This is a genomic window from Nosocomiicoccus ampullae (genome assembly GCF_019357495.1).
GTDB lineage: Bacteria > Bacillota > Bacilli > Staphylococcales > Salinicoccaceae > Nosocomiicoccus > Nosocomiicoccus ampullae.
Genome location: NZ_CP079110.1, coordinates 1,298,827 through 1,316,655, shown reverse-complemented (window position 1 = coordinate 1,316,655; position 17,829 = coordinate 1,298,827). Strand labels below are relative to the sequence as shown.

The 17,829-nt window shown below is 36.6% G+C and carries 16 protein-coding genes and 1 pseudogene; 9 read left to right on the top strand and 8 right to left on the bottom strand.

Annotated features, from left to right (window positions below; all coding sequences use genetic code 11):
• Window positions 1-12: 12 nt before the first annotated feature.
• Entirely contained in the window at window positions 13-1,356 is a 1,344-nt protein-coding gene (locus KPF49_RS06910) for a cyclic 2,3-diphosphoglycerate synthase (RefSeq protein ID WP_183673814.1), read from the top strand.
• A gap of 43 nt (window positions 1,357-1,399) precedes the next feature.
• On the opposite strand, the gene KPF49_RS06905 is transcribed toward KPF49_RS06910, so the two are convergent.
• The 5 genes and pseudogenes from KPF49_RS06905 to KPF49_RS06885 form a co-directional block, all read right to left on the bottom strand.
• Window positions 1,400-2,209: an alpha/beta hydrolase gene (locus tag KPF49_RS06905; protein ID WP_183673816.1), complete on the bottom strand. Its 810-nt coding sequence runs from the start codon at window positions 2,207-2,209 to the stop codon at window positions 1,400-1,402.
• A 33-nt stretch (window positions 2,210-2,242) separates the two neighbouring features.
• Window positions 2,243-2,905, bottom strand: a complete 663-nt coding sequence (locus KPF49_RS06900) for an ABC transporter permease (protein ID WP_070458591.1) — start codon at window positions 2,903-2,905, stop codon at window positions 2,243-2,245.
• Window positions 2,905-3,843 (bottom strand): osmoprotectant ABC transporter substrate-binding protein, encoded by a 939-nt coding sequence (locus KPF49_RS06895; RefSeq protein WP_183673818.1) that lies wholly within the window; start codon window positions 3,841-3,843, stop codon window positions 2,905-2,907. The genes KPF49_RS06900 and KPF49_RS06895 overlap by 1 nt, the downstream gene beginning before the upstream one ends.
• 11 nt (window positions 3,844-3,854) lie before the next feature.
• Entirely contained in the window at window positions 3,855-4,499 is a 645-nt protein-coding gene (locus KPF49_RS06890) for an ABC transporter permease (RefSeq protein WP_070458597.1), read from the bottom strand.
• 17 nt (window positions 4,500-4,516) lie between these two features.
• Window positions 4,517-5,641, bottom strand: a pseudogene (locus KPF49_RS06885) (betaine/proline/choline family ABC transporter ATP-binding protein); the annotation flags it as partial.
• A gap of 147 nt (window positions 5,642-5,788) precedes the next feature.
• Between KPF49_RS06885 and KPF49_RS06880 the strand changes: the two are divergent.
• The gene (locus tag KPF49_RS06880) at window positions 5,789-7,066 is read left to right on the top strand and encodes an anthrax toxin lethal factor-related metalloendopeptidase (RefSeq protein WP_183673821.1); all 1,278 of its coding nucleotides are present in this window, start codon (window positions 5,789-5,791) and stop codon (window positions 7,064-7,066) included.
• 38 nt (window positions 7,067-7,104) lie between these two features.
• Here the strand turns inward: KPF49_RS06880 and KPF49_RS06875 are convergent, their stop codons facing one another.
• Entirely contained in the window at window positions 7,105-8,175 is a 1,071-nt protein-coding gene (locus tag KPF49_RS06875; RefSeq protein WP_183673987.1) for a branched-chain amino acid aminotransferase, read from the bottom strand.
• Between the two features lie 147 nt (window positions 8,176-8,322).
• Between KPF49_RS06875 and KPF49_RS06870 the strand changes: the two genes are divergently transcribed.
• The 5 genes from KPF49_RS06870 to KPF49_RS06850 all read left to right on the top strand — a co-directional run bounded on the left by KPF49_RS06870 (window position 8,323) and on the right by KPF49_RS06850 (window position 13,777).
• A complete protein-coding gene (locus tag KPF49_RS06870) occupies window positions 8,323-8,613 on the top strand; it encodes a metal-sensitive transcriptional regulator (RefSeq protein WP_246562723.1) in 291 nt (96 codons plus the stop codon).
• 10 nt (window positions 8,614-8,623) lie between these two features.
• Window positions 8,624-10,993, top strand: coding sequence for a heavy metal translocating P-type ATPase (locus KPF49_RS06865; protein WP_183673825.1), 2,370 nt, complete (start codon window positions 8,624-8,626; stop codon window positions 10,991-10,993).
• A gap of 13 nt (window positions 10,994-11,006) precedes the next feature.
• The gene (gene copZ, locus KPF49_RS06860) at window positions 11,007-11,207 is read left to right on the top strand and encodes a copper chaperone CopZ (RefSeq protein ID WP_083314960.1); all 201 of its coding nucleotides are present in this window, start codon (window positions 11,007-11,009) and stop codon (window positions 11,205-11,207) included.
• A 475-nt stretch (window positions 11,208-11,682) separates the two neighbouring features.
• The gene (locus KPF49_RS06855; protein WP_311538884.1) at window positions 11,683-12,939 is read left to right on the top strand and encodes a hemolysin family protein; all 1,257 of its coding nucleotides are present in this window, start codon (window positions 11,683-11,685) and stop codon (window positions 12,937-12,939) included.
• Entirely contained in the window at window positions 12,923-13,777 is an 855-nt protein-coding gene (locus tag KPF49_RS06850) for a metallophosphoesterase (RefSeq protein ID WP_183673827.1), read from the top strand. Before KPF49_RS06855 ends, KPF49_RS06850 begins: the two co-directional genes overlap by 17 nt.
• Before the next feature lie 36 nt (window positions 13,778-13,813).
• Here KPF49_RS06850 and menC read toward each other — a convergent pair whose 3' ends face one another.
• Window positions 13,814-14,953: an o-succinylbenzoate synthase gene (gene menC, locus KPF49_RS06845; protein ID WP_183673829.1), complete on the bottom strand. Its 1,140-nt coding sequence runs from the start codon at window positions 14,951-14,953 to the stop codon at window positions 13,814-13,816.
• Between the two features lie 112 nt (window positions 14,954-15,065).
• On the opposite strand from menC, the gene KPF49_RS06840 reads away from it, so the two are divergent.
• A complete protein-coding gene (locus tag KPF49_RS06840; RefSeq protein WP_183673831.1) occupies window positions 15,066-16,166 on the top strand; it encodes an amidohydrolase in 1,101 nt (366 codons plus the stop codon).
• 11 nt (window positions 16,167-16,177) lie between these two features.
• Entirely contained in the window at window positions 16,178-16,867 is a 690-nt protein-coding gene (locus tag KPF49_RS06835; RefSeq protein ID WP_183673833.1) for an SDR family oxidoreductase, read from the top strand.
• A 39-nt stretch (window positions 16,868-16,906) separates the two neighbouring features.
• Here KPF49_RS06835 and pdxS read toward each other — a convergent pair whose 3' ends face one another.
• Entirely contained in the window at window positions 16,907-17,788 is an 882-nt protein-coding gene (gene pdxS, locus KPF49_RS06830; RefSeq protein WP_257713880.1) for a pyridoxal 5'-phosphate synthase lyase subunit PdxS, read from the bottom strand.
• Between the last annotated feature and the right edge of the window lie 41 nt (window positions 17,789-17,829).

Below are 17,829 nucleotides of genomic sequence, written 5' to 3'. Positions count from 1 at the left end.
AGCTGATTGTTAATGAAAGCAAAGAAAAACGTAATAATTATAGGAGCAGCAGGACGCGATTTCCATAATTTTAATACGTACTACCGCAATAATGAAGAATATAATGTAGTTGCTTTCACAGCAGCACAAATTCCCGATATCGATGGACGTAAGTACCCTAAAGAACTTGCGGGTGAATTATATCCTGAAGGTATTCCAATTTTTAAAGAAGAAGAATTAGAAACGCTAATTAAAAAATATGATGTAGACGAATGTGTATTTGCATATAGTGACGTGCATTATACAAAAGTGATGCAAATTGGTGCGCGTGTGAATTCAGCAGGTGCAAATTTTAAATTACTTGGACTAAAAGATACACAATTAAAAAGTAGTAAACCTGTGATTTCTGTATGTGCAACACGTACAGGTACAGGGAAATCTCAAACATCTCGTAAAGTAGTAGAGACATTACTGAATGAAGGATTAAACGTAGTGGTGATTCGTCATCCAATGCCGTACGGTGATTTAGTTGCTCAACGTGTCCAACGCTTTGGGACAATTGAGGACTTAAAAAAGCATAATTGTACAATTGAAGAAATGGAAGAATACGAACCACACGTTGAACGTGGAAATATTATATATGCTGGTGTAGATTATGAAGCGATATTAAATGAAGCAGAAAATGATCCAGACGGATGTGACGTTATTTTATGGGATGGTGGTAATAACGACTTTTCTTTCTACGAGACAGATTTAGCGATTACTGTTTTAGATCCGCATCGTGCTGGCCATGAACTAGAGTATTATCCTGGTGAAGTCTCATTACGCACTGCAGATGTTTCGATTATTAACAAAATTGACAGTGCTAAAAAAGAAAATATTGAAACTGTAGAAGAAAATATAAAAGCAGTTGCACCAAATAGTACAATTATTAAGGCAGAATCAGAAGTTACAATAGACAATCCTGAATTAGTGAAAGATAAACGTGTATTAATTGTTGAAGACGGGCCGACGTTAACTCATGGAGAGATGAAGATTGGTGCAGGTACTGTAGCAGCAGAACGATTAGGTGTAAAAGAAATTATTGACCCTAAACCGTATGCGGTGGGATCCTTAATAGATACGTTTAAACAATATCCACATTTAGATCATGTGCTACCAGCTATGGGATATGGCGAGGAGCAACTGAAAGATTTAGAAGCAACTATTAATCAATCTGATGCAGATGTCGTTATTATCGGAACACCGATTGATTTAAATCGTGTCATTAATATTGAAAAGCCATCTGCACGTGTATTTTATAATTTAAATGAGGTTACAACTCCTAATTTAAATTCTATTCTTTCAGAATTTATTAGTGAAAAAGGATTAAAATAATGAAATACCCCCTTAAAACGATTTTGTTTTAAGGGGGTATTATTTATCCGACCCAGTTGATGATTTGTTTACTTTTATCGACTTCTATATCTTTAAATATCCAATCCACAGCATCTCTAATAGATTCACTCCAATAACTCCATGTATGACCACCAGATTTAAATTGAGATTCTACGTTAAGATTTGCTGATTTTAATTGTTCAATAAATTTTTTATTTGATTCAATTAAGAAGTCATCAATACCGCATAAAACATAAATCTCTGGAAGGTTCTCTTTGCCATGTGTTTCAATCGCTCGATGGATGATAGCTTCACTATCTAACTCAGAACCTTTTATTTTAGTATGTTCACCGATTAATGACTGAATATCAAAGTCATACCAATCGAGGTTTAAAAAGTCTTCATCTACGCCTAAAGCGCCACTCATTGGGATAGTTTTACTAAATAACTCTGGAAAATTAAATGATACATAAAATGCACCAAAGCCACCCATTGAATTCCCACTAATATAATTATCTTCACGTTTTTTAGATAATGGTAGTATATTATGTGCATATTGCCAGACTTCTTTAATATGATCTAAATAACTATGACCATATTTCATGTTTAAGTAAAATGAATGATCTGCATTTGGTAATATTACAGCTAAGTTGTGTTCATTTGCATACATTTCTAAATTTGTATATCTTGAAAACATTGTATGGTCACTGGATAATCCGTGGAGGACAGTTAAGGTACGAAGTGGCTGAACGTCATTATTTTCAAACATATCAGTAGTTTCTGGTAAAAAAACTTTAAATTCATGATGTTTGCCAAGAGTATTTGAGTGAAAATTTATGTCTAACATTGCCATAGTAATTTCTCCTTTAAGAAAAGACATCTACAGTTAAGCAGATGTCTTTTTAGTTGGGTCTAATTTAAATTCTAAAAATCTTAAAGCAATATCAATAATAATTGCAATTAAAGCAATCGGTAATGCACCTGCTAATATGAATACTGTGCCGTCTGTTGCATTCGTACCACGAATGATGACGTCTGATAACGTCGGTGCACCGATGAATGACCCGATTGCAACGACACCAATCGCAACGACAAGTGCAATACGAAGCCCACCGATGATTACAGATAATGCGAGTGGTAATTCAATCATACGTAACACCTGATTTTTCGTCATTCCCATCGCTTTTCCAGCATCTTTAATATCTGGGTCGACACCGCGTATTCCAGCATATGTGTTTTTTAAAATTGGTAGTAGAGCATATAAAAACACTGTAAATACGACTGTTGTTTGTCCAAGTCCCATGACGAGCATAAAAATAGCAAGTAATGCTAACGCTGGCATTGTTTGGATAATATTTGCAAGCGTAATAATTGGATTTGCAAGTTTACCAAATCGCGCGATTAAAATACCGAGTGGAATCCCAATAATCGCAGCAAATAATACTCCGTATACTGACATTAATAAGTGATCAAAAAAGAGGCGAAGTAAGTACGTAAAGTTATTTGAGTAATACGTCGATAGTTCTGTAAATATATTTGAAAGAACCATTATTTAGCCTCCGTTTCTTCATCGTCAAAATAGTTATGTTCTTCTAAAAATTCTTCAGCAACGAGTGCTGGTTCGATACCTTCACCATCTGCACGGTAGTTTAATCGTTGCATTTCTTCTGTTGAAATTTTACCAACTAATTTGCTTAACGCAACGTCAATTTCAGGGTGATTATTAAGTGCTTCAAAAGTTGCGAATGGTGATGCGTCATACGGTGGGAAGAATTGTAAATCATCTTCTAATACGACTAAATCGTATGCTGCGATTCTTCCGTCTGTCGTATAACCTAACGCAACATCAATACTATTTGCGTTTAAAGCATCATAAACTAAACCAATTTGCATTGGACTAATGTCATTAAATGAAAATCCATACGTATCGATAAATCCTTGATATCCGTCACCTTTACGGTTCATCCAACTCGAATCGACACCGAATGCTAATTGGTCAGCGTGATCTTTTAAGTCAGAAGTTTTTTCTAAATTAAACTCTTCTGCGACGTCTTTAGAAACTAAAAATGCGTATGAGTTTTCAAAACCGTAACTGTCGTAAAACTTCATGTCAAAACGTTCTTCAAAACCATCTTGTGTTGCTTTTAATGCTTCGTCGGGGTCTTTAATTGGTTCTTCGCCTAAAGCACCAGTAAGATCCGTTCCTGAGTAGCGCACACCTGAAAGCTGTGCATCCCCACTTGAAACTGCGTTATGCTGAATTGTACTAGAGCCTAAGTTGTTAATTAGCGTAGGCTTAATTTCACCATCAGTTTCATGTTCAATCATTAAACGCATCATGTGCGATAAAATTTGAGATTCACTCGTAGCGAGTGACGTAATTTTAATAGAGTCCTTATCACTGCCGCTTAAACCTGGAAGTGTACATCCAGATAAGACAGTGAGTGACAGTGTTACAATGATAAAAAATTTAGTTAATTTCTTCATAAATTGTCTCCTTATCTGGAAATGTTTAGTCCTCTTGGTACTGCTTTTGATTCAATAATTCCGAGTATAAAGTCAGTCACGAGTGCAAGTAATGTGACACCAATTGTCGCTATAACAATCATGACTGGGTCATATAAGTTTAATCCGTTAAAGATAAAGTCACCTAATCCACCTGCACCGATATAACTCGCGATTGTTGCCCATGAAATAACGTAAACGCTCGCGAGTCTAATCCCACTTAAAATAAGCGGTGACGCAAGCGGTAAATCGACTTGCCATAATAACTGTCTTTTTGTCATACCCATAGCGACTGCCGCTTCTTTAGCATCTTTACTTACACCGCGAACACCGACGATTGTGTTATTTAAAATCGGCAGTAAAATATAAATCGATAGTGCGATAATTGCAGGTACTTTTCCGATACCAAATAGCGGAATCATTAATGCTAGAACCGCAAGTGTAGGTATAGTCTGAAGTACACCAGCAATTGTTAAAATCCAGTCTCCAACTTTTTCAGTACGAGCGAGAAGCATCCCAATCGGTACAGCAATTATAATACCGATACCTAAAGCAATCATTGAGATGTAGAAATGTTCCCAAATCTTAAATAAAAACTCTGTCCCGTACTGGCTAAAAAATGTTTGAACTTCAGCCATTACTTATCAACCCCAGTTTCTACTTCTGGCTCACCGTACATTGAGTCATATACGATATCTACGAGGTTTGAACGTGTAATAATTCCGACAAGCTTATGATTTTCATCGACGACAGGAATCGTACGAATACCTCGTTTTAAAATCGCACGCATTGAGTCTTGCAGTTTACTGTTTATATTCACGACGAATTGATTCACAGTAATTGCGTCCATTAAGTTATATCCTTTACGGAATGCTTCGTTTATATCTTCGATATCGACGTGACCGATTAACGTACCATCTTCTTCAGTTACAAAAATTGAGTCGACGCGGCGCTCACGCATAATGTTAATTGCATCTTGAATAGAAGCATCTCGTGTAATTTTAATCGCTTCAACCATCGCTTCTTCAACTGTTCTGATGTTTGGACGGTCTTGAATCAGTCTGTTTTGACCAATAAAGTCACGTACGAAGTCATTCGCTGGATTTTTTAATATTTCATCCGGCGTATCGAACTGAACGATCTTACCTTTTGATAAGACGACAATTCTATCTGCGAGTTTAATTGCCTCGTCCATATCGTGTGTTACGAAAATGAATGTCTTATTTAATTTTTGTTGTAGTTCTTTCACTAAGTCTTGTAATGTGTCACGAGTGATTGGGTCAAGTGCCCCGAATGGCTCGTCCATTAATATGATATCTTGTTCAGCAGCAAGTGCTCGGATAACTCCGATACGTTGTTGTTGTCCCCCTGATAGTTCAGATGGATAACGGTTTAAGTATGATTCAGGTAAATCTACAAGTTGAATGAGTTCACTAGCAATTTTATCTTTCTTTTCTTCTGACCATTTCAGAAGTTTTGGAACGAGTACGATATTTTCTTTAATCGTCATATGTGGTAAAAGCCCAATTTGTTGAATGACGTAGCCGATACTACGACGAAGTTCAACAGGGTTCATATGTGTCACATCTTTACCGTTAATTTCAATCGTTCCTGATGTTGGTTCGATCATTCTATTGATCATACGAAGTGCGGTTGTCTTACCACTACCACTTGTACCAATAAATGCAATGAATTCTCCCTCTTTAACATCTAGCGAAATATTGTCTACGGCTTTATTTTTTCCACCAAAGACCTTTGTTAAGTTTCTAATCTTTAACATCGTATTCTCCTTTTCTTTTTTAAATCGATAAAATGCATATAATAACTATAACATATTGTTAAATTACCCTATTTTTTGGGAAGTTAGTCGTGAATATAGCGATTACAACTATTTATATGATAGTATGTCCATACTAGGAGTGAGACTATGTGTTCGTATAAAAGAGTGATTATATCTATAAGTGCATTACTTTTAATTGCTTTGCCGTTAGAAGTATATGCTGAAACGATTGAGAAAGATATAAATCCTTATTTATCTGAGATTGTCGATATTCGTTTAAGTGAAGAAACACCTGAAAACGTGGAGAATACGAATGATATTTTAGAGCGACTGAACAAAATCGATAGTCGGATTTTAGAAAACGTGCAAACAAGTGGTGTGACATTAATACTGTCTGATCTTCCGATGACAGAATTCGACGAGTTTAGCTATTTAAAAGGAGTTGTGCCAAGAGGGCATACAGACCCGTGGGATGATATACCTGGACTTGGTGGTTTTGAATCATACGTAAGAGTGGGAGCGAGTGAGCCAGGTATTGAAAACAATCACGGTGACGTAAATTTAGAACTTCACGAGTTTGGTCATATCGTCGATAGCTTTTTAGTTGATGGAACAACGATTTCACAAAAAGATGAATTTAAACAAATTCATTCTGAAGAACATGAAACAATGTTTCCGAACCAACCGTATTTTAACTACGTTGAAGAATATTTTGCTGAAGCGTTTGCTTATTATTATTTAAATAATAGTACGAAAGTCGTGTTAGAAGCACGTGCTCCAAAAACAGCAGCATTTATAAAGAGTATACATAATAAAGTTTCTACGATTACAGATATTATGAGTGACGGATTTACATTATATTGGGATGATTTCGATGCGGATCACTATAATGTCATCGTAAATGACGAAGTTGTAAAGACGACGACAAACTTAAGTGCTGTCGTTGAAGGGCTAGATCCAAGTACGATGTACGAGGTGAAAGTGGAATCAGTAGATAAGAATGATGAAGTTATCACAACGACGTATTCTGAAACAATCTACACAGCAGTTCAACAAGATGTCGATACAAATTCACTACGTACGTTACTCGTTGAAGTCGGTAAAATTGGTGACGGTAATATGACAGAAGAATTAAAAACTTCTAAAGAAAAAGCGACACGTCTCTTAGAGCAAGAATCCGATGACAATGTGACACAATCAGACATCGATGAAGCAACAAATGAATTAAGTGAAGCATACAAAATATATCAACCACGTATTATGGAAAAAAATATTGAAGGCGAAGAAAATAAGTTTATGAGTGAAGAGTCAAACGTAAAAACGATGCCTAAACATACGACGTGGATTGTAATATTAAGTGTTTCATTTGTTTTACTTATATTAGCGATTGTGTACTTATATTATACAGGCCGTGAAGAAGAATAGAGAAAAGGCGTTACATCGTAACGCCTTTTTATTTTGCTTTATTTTACTTCTTTTACCCAGTTAAATTTATCTTCTACGCGTTTCGTTTGAATGCCTGTTAACGTGTCGTAAATTTCTTTTGCGACTGGTCCTACTTCACCGTCACCAACTTTTAACTCTTCACCGTGAATGTTTAAGTGTGATACCGGAGCTACAACTGCTGCCGTACCTGCACCGAACACTTCAGTCACTGACCCGTCTTCTAAGCCTTTTTTAAAGTCGTCAATATGGATGCGGTCTTCATGAACGGTATATCCACGGTCTCTCGCGAATTCAATGATTGATTTACGTGTCACGCCTGGTAAGATTGATCCGTTTAATTTTGGTGTATATAATTCTCCATTTTTAACGAAGAATATATTCATAGCACCGACTTCTTCTAAATACTGTTGTTCAACACCATCTAACCATAGCACCTGACTGTAACCTTTTTCGTTTGCATACTCTTGAGCGAGCATACTTGAAGCGTAGTTCCCACCGAATTTTGCTTCACCAACACCTCCGCGAACTGCACGGACGTATTTATCTTCAGTGTAAATTTTAGTTGTGCCTAGTCCATCTTGAGAGAATAAGCCACCAACTGGCGATAAAATAATTAAAAACTTATACTCGCTACTTGGAAGTACGTTAATGGACTTGCTCGTTGCGAATACGACTGGACGAATGTATAATGCTTCACCTTTACCATTAGGCACCCAGTCTTTTTCTATTTTTAGTAACTCGATTAAACTCTCGAGTGCTTGATTTTCATCGATTTTAGGCATCGATAGTCGTTCTAATGAGCGGTTTAAGCGTTTGAAATTTTCTTCTGGTCTAAATAGGACAGTCTCACCATCAACTTTATATGCTTTCAGTCCTTCAAATACCGTTTGTGCGTAGTGTAAGACAGCAGTACTTGGATCGAGTGAAAGTGGTTCGTACGGTATAATTTTAAAGTCATGCCACCCATCATCTTTATTGTAATCTGCACTGACCATATAATCTGTAAATGTTGTGCCGAACGCGACTTCTTTTATATTTGGTTTTTCTTTTAATTGTTGTCTTTCTACAAATTTAAGTGACATAACGATATCTCCTTTAATACTTCGTTTGAATTATCTTAATATTATCAACATTTAGAAAACATTACAATGATTGATTTTATACTTTATATATTAAGCATTTGATTTATACCCCTATAGGGTATATAATGAGAAATGAGAGTTGAGGTGATGAGTGTGCAAGCAACACACACAATTCGACCAGATGAAGAAAAAACGAAACTTCTTAATCGCTTAAAAAGAATTGAAGGGCAAGTAAGAGGTGTTGAGAAAATGGTCGAAGATGATAGATATTGTATGGATATTTTAATTCAACTTCGTGCGATTGAATCCGCACTTCATAATGTTGGATTAGAAGTAACCGAGCGTCACATGAAACATTGCGTCACACACGCGGTAAAAACTGGTGAAGGTGACGAATATATTGAAGAGTTAATGGGTATTTTAAAACAATTTTCAAAAAAGTAGGTGACTTAAATTGAGTGAGAAAAAAGAAACACTCAAAATTACAGGCATGACGTGTAGTGCGTGTTCTTCACGTATTGAAAAAGTACTAAATAAAATGGACGGCGTAGATGCACAAGTGAACCTCGCGACTGAACTCGCGACAGTTAAATATGATAATGACAAGTTATCGACCAAAGACGTAAAAGATAAAATTAAAAACCTAGGATACGACGTTCAAATGAAGACGTCAGAGTTTAATATTACAGGTATGACGTGTGCGTCTTGTTCATCTCGAATCGAAAAAGTACTAAACAAAATGGATAGTGTCGAAACAGCGACTGTTAACTTAACGACAGAAAAAGCGACAGTAACATATAACGAACAAGAATTATCAGAGTATGACATTATTAAACGTATCCAAAAAATTGGATATGATGCTGAAACAGTAGAAGATGACACAGACAGTGCTTCTAAAAAAGATGAAGCAACTGAAAAGTTAAAACGAAAAGTGATAATTAGTGCGATTCTTTCAGCACCACTTTTACTAACGATGCTCGATCACTTACTTGGTGTTCATTTACCAGCAATTTTCATGAACCCTTGGTTTCAGCTCGCATTCGCGGCACCCGTACAATTTATAATTGGTTGGCAATTTTATAAGAGTGCCTATAAAAATTTAAAAACATTTAACGCGAATATGGACGTACTCGTCGTTATGGGTACAAGTGCAGCATTCTTATTCAGTTTATATGAGACGTATAAATGGATGAAATTTGGTACAGAACCACATTTATATTTTGAAGCGTCAGCAGTTATTATTACATTAATCTTATTCGGTAAATATTTAGAAGCGCGTGCAAAATCCGAAACGTCTAGTGCAATTTCAAAACTTCTTGATATGCAAGCGCGAGAAGCAAGAGTCATTCGTGACGGAAAAGAAGTAATGATTCCTGTTGAAGAAGTTGTTGTTGACGATATATTAATGATTAAACCTGGTGAAAAGATACCGGTAGATGGTATTGTATTAAAAGGAAATTCATCAATCGATGAGTCGATGTTAACGGGTGAATCTATTCCAGTCGAAAAAAATAAAGGTGACGAGTTAATTGGATCGACTGTAAACGAAAACGGTACATTAGAAATGCGCGCGACGAGAGTGGGTAAAGATACTGCACTTCAGTCTATCGTAAAAATCGTTGAAGATGCACAAGGTGTGAAAGCACCTATTCAACGTATGGCAGACGTTATTTCAAACTACTTTGTGCCAATCGTTATTGGAATTGGAATTGTGACATTTATCCTTTGGTATTTAATTACAGGTAAAGTTGAATCAGCACTTGTTGCGAGTGTGTCAGTATTAGTTATCGCATGTCCATGTGCGTTAGGACTTGCAACACCAACGTCAATTATGGTTGGTACGGGTAAAGGTGCAGAGCAAGGAATTCTCTTTAAAGGAGGAGAACACTTAGAGAAAACTCACCAACTCGACACGATCATTTTAGATAAGACTGGTACAATCACGAACGGCACACCAGAAGTAACGGATTATACTGGTAGTGATGAGACATTACAATTGCTCGCAAGTGCAGAGAATCATTCCGAGCACCCGCTCGCAAATGCAATTGTTAAATACGCTAAAAGTGAAGGACTCGAATTATTATCTGTCGACGATTTTAAAGCAATACCAGGTCATGGTATTGAAGCGACGATTGAAAGTAAAGAAGTGTTAGTTGGTACGAGAAAACTAATGCGTGATCGAGCGGTTAATTTATCAGCAGCAGATGATATGGAAGTCTATGAATATGACGGTAAAACAGCGATGATTGTTGCAGTAAACGGAGAATATAAGGGAACGATTGCTGTACTAGATACTGTAAAAGATACTGCAAAAGAAGCGGTAAAATTACTCCATGAAGACGGATTAGAGGTCGTCATGCTAACTGGAGACAATAAACGTACTGCAGAAGCAATCGCAAGAACTGTTGGAATTGATACAGTCATTGCAGAAGTTTTACCAGAGGAAAAAGCAGAAGTTGTTAAAAAATACCAAAATTCGGGTAAAGTAGTAGGGATGGTTGGTGACGGTGTAAACGACGCGCCAGCTTTAGCACTCGCTGACATTGGTATTGCGATTGGAACAGGGACTGACGTTGCGATTGAAGCAGCGGACTTAACAATACTTGGTGAAGACTTAACACTCATTCATAAAGCAATTTCACTGAGCCATAAAACTATTCGTAATATTAAGCAAAACTTATTCTGGGCGTTTTTCTATAATACACTCGGAATACCAATCGCAGCCTTAGGACTTTTAGCACCATGGGTTGCTGGAGGTGCGATGGCATTTAGTTCAGTGAGTGTAGTATCAAATGCATTACGATTAAAACGTGTAAAATTATAGGAGTGATTATATAATGGAATCAATTATTAAAGTCGAAGGTATGACATGTGGTCATTGTAAACAGTCTGTAGAAACAGCATTAAACAATTTAGACGGTGTACAATCAGCAACAGTTGACTTAGAAAACGGCGACGTTACAGTCAAACATGAAGACAGTGTTACGAAAGAAGCAATGTCAGAAGCAATCGAAGATCAAGGCTACGACGTTGTTTAAAGCGGTAGCTCCACGCATTTGGCGTGGAGCTTTTTTATATGGTGTTGGTGAGGGTAGTTTATCTTGTATATAAGTGTTAGGTAGTTAGGCAAGCGAGTGATGAGTGATGGATAATTAACAAAAAATAGTAAGATTATCTAAATTTTGTTAAATAAAATAGTTTAATTAACAGAAATAGAGTGTGCACGAAAGAATTTGTTAAATAAAAAGTTTTAATTAACAAAATTAGGTCGTTTCCATGAAGATATGTTAAATATATCGAAATAATTAACAAAAACGATGAAAAACTGTGAATTAAAACTTCCGTTAGATGTCATCAAAGGAAAAGAACATTAGAAATTTAAAGTGTAATCACCATATCGCCACCTATCCTTAAGATAAACGACTAACTCCACCGATTTTTATTTTGATTATTTTGTTTTCGTACGTTGAGTTTTGTAAAATGATAATTAATACAAATGAGGAGTCGACGACTATGATTATGATTATCGTCATTTTTATATTATTTTTTGTGTCACTATTTTTCTCTGGTAGTGAAACGGCGCTGACTGCAGCGAATCATTTAAGGCTTCAAAGTGAAGCAAACGCTGGAGATTTAAAGTCGAAAAGATTACATAATTTAGTGTCTAAACCGAGTGAGTTTATTACGACGATTTTGATTGGAAATAATATCGCTAACCTTATTATGCCAGTACTTCTGACGATGATAGCGATGGAGTATGGTTTAAATTTAACAATACTTACGATGATTTTAACAGTAAGTATTATTTTATTTGCTGAAATTATTCCAAAATCTATCGCAGCAGCTTTTCCTGAGGAAGTCGGAAAGCTAGTTATGCCGATTATTAATCTATTTATTTTTATTTTAAAGCCGATTACAATCGTTTTAAATAAAATTACAGAACTGATTACAAAAAAGCTATCTAAAGGCGAGCGTGAGTCTTGGACAGTGACAAAAGATGAATTAATGTCAATGGTGGATATTGCTGGTGGCGAAGGTGCATTAAGACGTAGTGAATCGTTACGAGTTCGCGGTGTATTAGACTTTGATACGCTTAACGTTAAAGACGTTCTGCAAACACCACGTACTGAAATGCAGGCAATTCAGATTGATTCGACATTCGATGAAGTGAGAGACTTCGTGATTGAAGGAATGTATACGAGATATCCGGTGTATGATGAAGACACGGATGACCTTGTTGGTATTTTTCATACGAAATATCTACTAAAGTGGTCTCTAGAACCTGAGCGTAGTTTTATAGAATTTTGTGATATGGACCCATTAAGAGTGAGAGAGTTTAACAATATTGAAGAAGTGTTACGACTGATGACAAAGCATCGTAGACATATGGCAATTGTACTCGATGAATTCGGTGGAACTGAAGGGCTTCTCACTCACGAGGATATTATTGAAACACTCCTTGGTATTGAAATTAAAGACGAACTTGATACGAAAGAAAGTGCGATTGTTAGGTACTTAAAAGATGACGTGATTATCTGTGACGGTAAAATTACGCTTCATCGACTGAACGGAATTTTCCAATCGAACATACCTGAAGAGGAAAACACATTATCTGGATATTTATATTACTTGTTTGAAGATATCCCTGAACGCTTTGAAACCGTTGAAGACGATGAAAACCACTATGAAATTTTAGTCATGGAAGAAAACACGATTCGTCTCGTTCGAATTACGAAGTTAGAGGTAGAAGAAGATGAAGAAATGGTCTAAACTTTCTGCTGGTGGACTCGGATTTTTAATCGCGGTATCGAGATTTTTATGGGTACAAAATAAAGATATTTACACGCGTGAAGTCACGTACGAGTCACCGAAAATTCCTAAAAGCTTCAATAATTTTAAAATAACTCAAGTGTCGGATTTTCATAATACGTATTACGGACGTGGAGGTAAACACTTACTTAAAAAAGTAAAAGACACAACACCTGACATCATTTTAGTCACGGGGGATTTAATAGACCGAAGAACGCCAAACGAAGCACGCGGTATTAAAATGCTAAAAAATTTAATGGAAATCGCACCATGTTATTACGTCACAGGAAATCATGAAGTGTTTTACAAAAACTTTCTAGGCATTTACGAGAAAATATTAAACACCGGTGTATATAATGCATCGATTCACGATTTTAAAATTACACGCGGTAAAGAGGCAATAACGATTACAGGTATCCATGATTTAAGAGTACTTGGAGATCTCGAAACAAATCCAAGTATATTTTCTGATTACGATAAAATGCTCGAAGACCGTTTTAAAAATCTTAACGATAACTTCACAGTTCTTCTCGCGCATCGTCCAGAAGAGTTTGAAAGATACTCTAAATACCCGGTCGACCTTATTTTTAGTGGCCACGCGCATGGGGGTCAAATTAGATTGCCGGTTGTTAAAGGATTATACGCACCAGACCAAGGTATCTTACCGACATATACTGAAGGCACACATACGCTAAATGACTCAACATTACTTGTGAGTCGGGGGCTTGGTAATAGCCGTTTTCCGTGGCGTGTGTTTAATAAACCAGAAATCATTTCAGTCACACTGAAATCAAAATAAATAGGTATCACTGTAATTACAGTGATACCTATTTTTTTAATTGAAAAATACCATTTGTGGCTGATCATTTTTAGTTATAACATCTGTTTCAATTAAATATTCATTTAACTTATCAAAGTCAACTTCTGCACCGATTCCTGGTGCTTCACTTACCGTAACGACACCGTCTTTAGCAACCACCTCTGGCGTAATAATGTCCATGTCCCAGTATCTACTTGAAGATGCTGTGTCCCCAGGTAGTGTAAAGTTAGATAATGTCGTGATTGCGATATTTGTTAAGCGTCCAACACCTGCTTCTAACATTCCACCGCACCATAACGGGATATTATTTCCTTTTGCGAGGTCATGAATTTTAATAGATTCTGTTAATCCACCGACACGACCGATTTTTACATTTATAATCTCACAACTGCCGAGTTCAATCGCAGCTTTCGCATTTTCATAACTATCGATAGATTCATCTAAACAAATCGGTGTTTTAATTTGTTTTTGAAGTGTTGCGTGATCGACGATGTCTGTACTACCAAGTGGTTGCTCGATCATCATTAAATCAAATTCATCTAACGCTTTTAATGTTTCAACGTCGTCTAACGTGTATGCTGAGTTTGCGTCGACCATTAGTGGTATATCCGGGAAATGTTTACGGATAAAACGCACGTATTCAATGTCACGTCCAGGTTTAATTTTAACTTTAATACGTTTATAACCTTCATTTACTTTCTCTTCAATTTTCGGAATAATTGCTTCGTCAGTTTCTTCTAAACCGAGTGAAATTCCAACTTCGACTTCAGCTTTTTTACCACCAAGAACTTTATATAATGGCTCTCCGATTTGTTTTGCGTATAAATCCCACACTGCAGTTTCAATCCCAGATTTAGCCATATTGTTACGTTTAAACGGTTTAAAGATTTCTGTAACTTCTTTTGGATGGTTAATTTCTTTATTGATTAATAATGGCGCAAAATATTTTTTCGTTGCGATGACTGCGCTATCCATAAACTCTTCAGAGTATAGCGGATCTTCTCCAGCAACGGTTTCTCCAAATCCACTCAGGCCATCTTCGTCAATCACTTCAACAATCGTGATGTAGCGGTCAATTTGTGTCCCGAAACTTGTTGTGAACGGGGTTTTCATCTTCATTTTTAACTTATGTAGTTTTACTGTTTCGATTTTCATAGAATGTCTCCTTTTTTCTGTTACATCTATTATATATGATATGAATGTTGTTTTGTCTTTCGAGAATTAAGGGTAATATCTAATTATTATAATAACGAAATCGAGGGGTACTATGGTCGAAAGTGAAATAAATCAAATATTTAATCATATTCATAACAATCCGGAGTTAAGTTTAGAAGAATACGAAACGACGGATTACATTTTTAATTATTTAAAAGATAAAGGATTTTCTCCTGTAAAGTTTGACGGATTTCCAGGGTTATATTGTGACGTCGGTGACTTTTCTAAAGATAATATAAAAATTGGAATTCGTGCAGATATAGATGCATTATGGCAAGAAGTTGACGGTGTTGAGCAAGCGAATCATTCATGCGGACATGACGCTCATATATCGATGGTTATCGGAGCGATGTTAATGCTACAAGATGAAACACTCATTAATAAGGGTGTACGGTTTATCTTTCAACCAGCTGAAGAAATAGGAATTGGTGCAATAAAAGTAAGTGAAACAGGTATTATAGATGATTTAGACTACATGTTTGGAATCCACTTACGACCAGTTGAGGAGGCGAAAAGTGGATTTATATCTCCAAGTATCGAGCACGGCGCAACAGGTACAATTTCGTTTAAAATTATCGGAGATGACGCGCACGGCGCACGTCCACATTTAAATACGAATGCGATTGAAATTGGTGCGACAATGATGCGTATGATTGAAAATATACACTTAAATCCGATGGTCCCACACTCGATTAAATTAACGAAATTTATTGCGGGTGGTCAGTCATTAAATATAATTCCAGGGAGTGCATCCATCGGCATTGATTTACGCGCGCAGAAAAATGATGTTATGGACGAAATGTTTGATAAAGTGCTAGAAGTGATAAGTACTATAGAGAAACTATATGACGTTAAAGTTGAATTTGAAGAAACCGACAAAACAGTCGCAAGTGAATCACACGAAGACGCGATTCAAGTATTACAACAAGCGATTATAAATACTGTCGGAGAAGAAAATCTCCTCGAACCAATTGTAACGAGTGGGGGAGATGATTTTCATAATTATACAGTGAATAATAAGCATTTAAAAGGTGCGATGATTGGTCTTGGATGTGATTTAACGCCAGGTCTTCATCATCCAAATATGACGTTTGATCATAAGATGATGCCAGTCGGCGCAAAAGTAATTTACGAAGCAATTATGAATGTATAAAGGAGAATTTCATGGAATTAACAGGTAAAACAGCAATTGTAACAGGTGGTAACGGAGGTATCGGTCTAGGAATCGCGAAACGACTCGTTGAAGAAGGTGCGAACGTGACAATTACTGGTCGTAGTGAAGATAAATTAGAAGATGCTGTAAAAGAATTAAATAGTGATCATGTACTTGCATTAAAAACAGACGTGTCAAAATTTGATGAAGTAAAAAATTTAGTCGAAAAAACTAAAGAAAAATTTGGTGAAATTGATATTTACGTCAATAATGCTGGACTTATGACGAGTAGCCGAGTAACTGATGGTGATGTTGAGTCATGGGAAAGTATGATTGATACGAATATTAAAGGTGTCCTTTACGGAGTACATCACGTCGTTAATGATATGAAAGAAAGAGGAAACGGTCATATCATTAATACGACAAGTGTGTCTGCACATGAAGTGACTAAACAAAGTACAGTCTATTCAGCGACAAAAATTGCTGCACTTACAATTGGTCAAGGGTTAGAAAAAGAACTCGCACATACAGGTGTTAGAGTGACGAGTATTTCACCAGGGATGGTTGATACGAGACTCGCTGAAAACGTGAAGTCAGATCGTAAAAAGTTAGAAGCAAGAGACATTGCGAACGCAGTGATATACGCACTCACACAACCAGATTATGTCAACGTCAATGAAATAGTCGTTCGACCAGTATAATGAAAAAAGGCACTCTCAGAGTGCCTTTTCTTTTTAAAATTATTCACTTCTGTCTGCCATACGGTCTTTATCGTCAAGTGTTCTAACGTCTAAACCTTTCATTGCAGAACCTAAATCTTTTGCAAGTTTTCCAATGAGTTTGTAATCTTGATAGTTTTCTGTTGCTTGAACGATTGCTGTAGCAAATTTTTCAGGATTTTCTGATTTAAAGATTCCTGAACCGACGAATACACCATCCGCACCGAGTTCCATCATGAGTGCAGCATCTTGTGGTGTTGCAACACCACCTGCAGCAAAGTTTAATACTGGTAAACGACCGTATTCACGAATCGCACGAAGTACGTCAATTGGTGCACCAAATTCTTTACTTGCTGTCATTAATTCCGCTTCATCTAAGTTTAAAATGTACTCGACTTCTTTATTGACTTGTCTCATATGTCTTACAGCTTCGACGATGTTTCCAGTACCTGGTTCACCTTTTGTACGTAGCATTGTTGCACCTTCACCAAGTCGACGTGCAGCTTCTCCTAAGTTTCTGCATCCACAAACAAATGGTGTATCGTATGACCATTTGTCTAAATGGAAATCTTCGTCAGCTGGTGTTAATACTTCTGATTCGTCAATATAATCAACGTCTAACGCTTCTAACGTACGTGCTTCAGAAATGTGCCCGATACGTCCTTTTGCCATTACTGGAATTGACACTGCATTTTGTACCTCTTCGATAATTGAAGGGTTCGCCATACGTGCAACACCGCCCATTTTACGAATATCGCTAGGTACAGCTTCTAATGCCATTACAGCAACCGCTCCTGCTTTTTCAGCGATCTTCGCTTGCTCAGCGTTAATGACGTCCATAATGACGCCACCTTTCATTTTTTGGCTAAGTTCTGATTCTAAATGTACATATGATTGACTCACTGTGTTCCACCTCTATTTGATTGATTATCTTCAGTGTAGTT